This is a genomic window from Novimethylophilus sp. (assembly GCF_036504375.1).
Classification (GTDB): domain Bacteria; phylum Pseudomonadota; class Gammaproteobacteria; order Burkholderiales; family Methylophilaceae; genus Novimethylophilus.
The window spans coordinates 1-3,968 of record NZ_DASXVH010000072.1 but is presented as its reverse complement, the minus strand read 5'-3'; the positions used below and the strand labels follow the sequence as shown (position 1 = coordinate 3,968).

The window sequence follows — 3,968 nt, the reverse complement described above, 5'->3', positions numbered from 1 at the left end:
GATGCCACAGTTCTTCGCAGGCTTGTTGCCAACGTGGGATTCCGCGCTGCTGTCCTTCGGTTTGCTCGGCGGCATTGCGATTCTGTCCGCACTGTATCCGGCCAGTCGAGCGGCCGCCGTGGATCCGATTGAAGCGCTGCGTTATGAGGCTGGAAGCTGATGCTATTCGAAATCCTGCGGCAATCCTGGATCACCTTGCGTCGCAGTCCGCTACGCAGCTTCCTGACCATGCTCGGCATCGCCTGGGGCATCGTCTCTGTAGCGCTGCTGCTTGCGTACGGGAGCAGCTTCCGAAGTGTTTTGCTGACCAGCTTTCTCGCATTCGGCAAGGGAGCAATCATCTGCTGGCCCGGGCAGACCAGCGAACAGGCGGGCGGCGAGCGCGCTGGCCGGCGCATCCGTTTTGAGCAGGCGGATGTCGATGCCGTGCTGCAGGAAGGTTCGTACATTAAACATGCCTGCCTGGAAACGGTGAAAGGCCAGGCAATTTTTTACGGGGAGCGCATGGCCGACGAGAACGTGCGCGGCGTTTGTCCGGAATACGGCGATATGCGCAACGAAGTGGCAGCTGAGGGCCGTTGGATCAGCGCTGAGGATTATCGCGAGCGCCGGCGTGTCGTTTTCCTGGGCAATCGTCTTAAAGACAAGCTTTTCAGCGGACGTCAGGCGGTCGGCGAAACCATTGTGATCGGAGGCTTACGATTCACTGTCATCGGCGTCATGGATTTCAAGATGCAGATGAGCAATTACTTCTCGAGCGACGACAATTCGGCATTCATTCCATACACGACGGCTGGCGATTTATGGGACAACCGCTACGGTGCTGTGATGGTGGTGGAATCCGTCTTTGGCAAGTTTGAACCACAGGCCAAGCAGCAGGTAATGCAGGCAATCGGGAAGCGTCAACGTTTCTCGCCCTCCGATCAGCGCGCCATACGGATGTTCGGGCGGGAGCAGTTTCGTCCCGTGATCGACGGCCTCACCATTGGATTGCAGGTTTTGTTGACCTTCATTGGAACGCTGACGTTAGGGATCGGTGGGGTCGGGGTCATGAACATCATGCTGGTTACAGTAGATGAGCGCATCCGTGAAATCGGATTGCGCCGGGCTCTCGGCGCACGCAAGCTCCACATCAAACTACAGTTTATTGCAGAGGCGCTGGCCATCACGTTGACAGGTGGTTTCTGCGGCATTATCGTGGCGTACGGACTTGCCGCCGTCGTGGGTACGATTCCGATGCTCGGGCCTATGTACAAGCAGACCAGCGGCCAAGGTGACATCCATCTGGTGATTTCCCTCAGCACTGTCGCGATATCGGCAGCCATTCTCGCGGTGGTCGGGGTGCTGAGCGGGTTGATGCCGGCCATCAAAGCTTCGCGACTGGATCCCACCGAAGCCCTGCGCTACGAATAACTATTACGTCCAGCCCTCATCCCAGGGCAGTGGCAGCTGTACGGCCTGCCATCGGCGGCTGCGTCTTTCGAGCGACTTGGCCTCCATATCGCGGCCCCACGCCTGTAGCATCCAGACCCGCTCGCGAGCATAGCGATTCAGCGTGCGGTAGTCTTCCTTGATCTCGGCCGCGGCGGAAATCGTCTCCATCACCTCAAAGGCTTCCGCGATGCGGCCTTCGAACTGCGTGAAAGAGATGATATGCCGTGCCAGCTCGCAGGCCAGTTCCCACGATTCCGGACGAGAGAGCGTCCAGCGCAGAGCATGATAGAGGTCCGGAATCATCCCAGCCGTTACGGGTTGCCGGCTGGCAGCTTCCGCGTGCCGCGTGCGCAATTCATCAGGGATCAGCGCCTGATCGATCACAAATTGCGGCAAGGCACAGCGAAAGGAATCTATGTTCAGGACCTGTGCGGGGGCTGGAATGCCGTCGATTTCCTGTCCAGCCAGTTCCCCCGCCAGCGACAACGGAAAGCCTGCCGGCGAGCACGCAGCCATTGCGGAAACGATTTCTCCACTGAATTTTTCCAGATGCTTCGGTGCGTCTAGTTTTGCGCCCGGCGCCCCGGGCATCAGGCGCGGCATACGCGTCGTAATCAGCGTGGAGCTTTTTCCCGCCGTAACAAGTTTAGATTTGCGTAGAACATGATCCAGCACCAGCAGATAGCGCTTCCACTCGAAAATGGTCGCCAGCTCATAGAGGTTGTTCTCGGTGTCGCCATCCATTCGATGCCGCATCTGGAGGCCAATCTCGCCGGCCAGTTCCATCGGCGGACGCTCTCCCGAGTAGAGCCAGATCACGCCATCGAACTCCTTGGCGAATCGGTTCGCGAATTCGCAAGCCAGCGCCGTTTTCCCGCTCCCCGGATTCCCGCGGATTACGGCAACGCCTGGCTTTTCCACGATGGCCGAACGCAGGATCTCCAGTTCGGCATCCCGGCCTGAGAAAGCCGGGTTGCGAGCCGGAATAAACCCAGCGTGGCTCAACAATTCGTCGGACGTCGAAGGCAGCAAATTAGATATTAGCAACGCTGGCGGTACAAACCGCGCAGCCACAAAATTAATAAGGCTTCATTCCACACCAACTGGGTGCGCGATTTGCCACACTGCAAAAAATCACCCACCCCCGGGTGCTGTATCGAAGCGTACAGTAGAGCAGATCTAAAGGACTTAATATCTTTTTGACTTTGGCAACAAAGCTGCACTAAGGAAAGTCACTTACTAAGTCTTCATTGACTTAAGCATCCCCGCGGGAGGGACCCAGCCCTCCCGCAGCCCCTCTAAGTAAAGCCCCGGTTCCCAGACCGGGGCTTCACTCTTTTGCGAGCCTTCAAAGACCCGTTTAAGGACCTGCCGGAGTGCGCGGGCCAACCTTCGTCATATCGATCTGGCGAAAGCCAAGTTTCAGCGCCGGACTCGTCGGTTTCAGGCGGAAATCGAAGTTGGATGCGTTGACGAATTGTGGGTCGGCAATCTGCGAGGTCTTATCCTGGCCCCCAGCCTTCCATTCGTCGAAAGTCTTCCCCGCAAAACGGATATTTGAGGAACGGGTATCGAAATACGTGTTGCCGTTCATCTTGAACTGATCTCCTGTCCAGTTGCTGCCCAGCAGACGGCCTTGACCGAAATACACGATATTGCGTTCAAAGATAAACGAGACGTGGGTTTCGACACGCGTGCGCATCAACTGATTCTCGCGGTTGAATGCAAACACGTTATTGCGTACGATATTCTCTCGCCCGTAATGCTGATGAAATCCTGCGCTCTTGCAGTTGTAGACGATGTTGTTCTCGATCAGCATTTCCGTCGAGCCCTCATCCGGATAAATCCCCCAGCCACCATAGGTGAACGAGGAGATATCGTGAATCAGGTTGTTGCGGATGATCGTCCCCGGCTGCATCCCTAGTGTGTAGATGCCGCCCATGTCGCTCAGAATTTCCTTGCCGATATTGTGCAGGTGATTGAAGGCGATCAGGTTGCCTTTGGATTGATTGAGTCCGTAGCCCCATGTCCAGCCCACCGAAATGGCTGTGTAGAAAAGGTCGTGCACGTGGTTGTGCACGATCTGATTGCGTCCGCTCTGTAAAACCCAGATGCCGACTGCCGGTGCATAGACCAGCCCGACGTCGTGAATATGATTATCAGCAATCACATTCTCGTAATTCTGCTCGGCTTCGGCTGGGAACTGCTTCGGTTCGCCGATCTTTACCCCTCCGCCACCGAGATCGAACATTTCCGACGAGAGAACATGGTTGCGCTTAGAGCCTCGGCCGAACCACACAGCATAGCCGCCTGAGTGCGCGATGGAACATTTTTCGATCTTGCAGTCCAGTGCGCCGATGCCCTCAATCGCAGCTCCGGCAGGAACGGCGGCCTGCGTATCGGCATAACCCTTGGGTCCCATCGTCCAATCGGCATGCGCGAACTTGAGCCCGCGGAAGGTCACGTTCTTGACTGTTTCGCTTGTCTCCGGCTTGCCTTCCAGGCGGATCAGTTGCGTGATCGCAGGGGCAATT

3 protein-coding genes are annotated in these 3,968 nt (G+C 56.8%); 1 reads left to right on the top strand and 2 read right to left on the bottom strand.

Annotated elements, in window-relative coordinates; all coding sequences use genetic code 11:
- Nucleotides 1-159: 159 nt before the first annotated feature.
- Complete coding sequence (locus tag VGK14_RS10770) at nucleotides 160-1,413, top strand: ABC transporter permease (protein WP_331509092.1); 1,254 nt, start codon at nucleotides 160-162, stop codon at nucleotides 1,411-1,413.
- A gap of 3 nt (nucleotides 1,414-1,416) precedes the next feature.
- On the opposite strand, the gene VGK14_RS10765 is transcribed toward VGK14_RS10770, so the two are convergent.
- Nucleotides 1,417-2,466: an NB-ARC domain-containing protein gene (locus VGK14_RS10765; RefSeq protein WP_331509091.1), complete on the bottom strand. Its 1,050-nt coding sequence runs from the start codon at nucleotides 2,464-2,466 to the stop codon at nucleotides 1,417-1,419.
- Between the two features lie 328 nt (nucleotides 2,467-2,794).
- A partial coding sequence (locus tag VGK14_RS10760; protein ID WP_331509089.1) for a right-handed parallel beta-helix repeat-containing protein occupies nucleotides 2,795-3,968 on the bottom strand: 1,174 nt, incomplete at its 5' end.

What these genes read in the sequence shown, in the direction of transcription:
- VGK14_RS10770 (WP_331509092.1), top strand. Translation starts at nt 160, where the DNA reads ATGCTATTCGAAATCCTGCGGCAATCCTGGATCACCTTGCGTCGCAGT.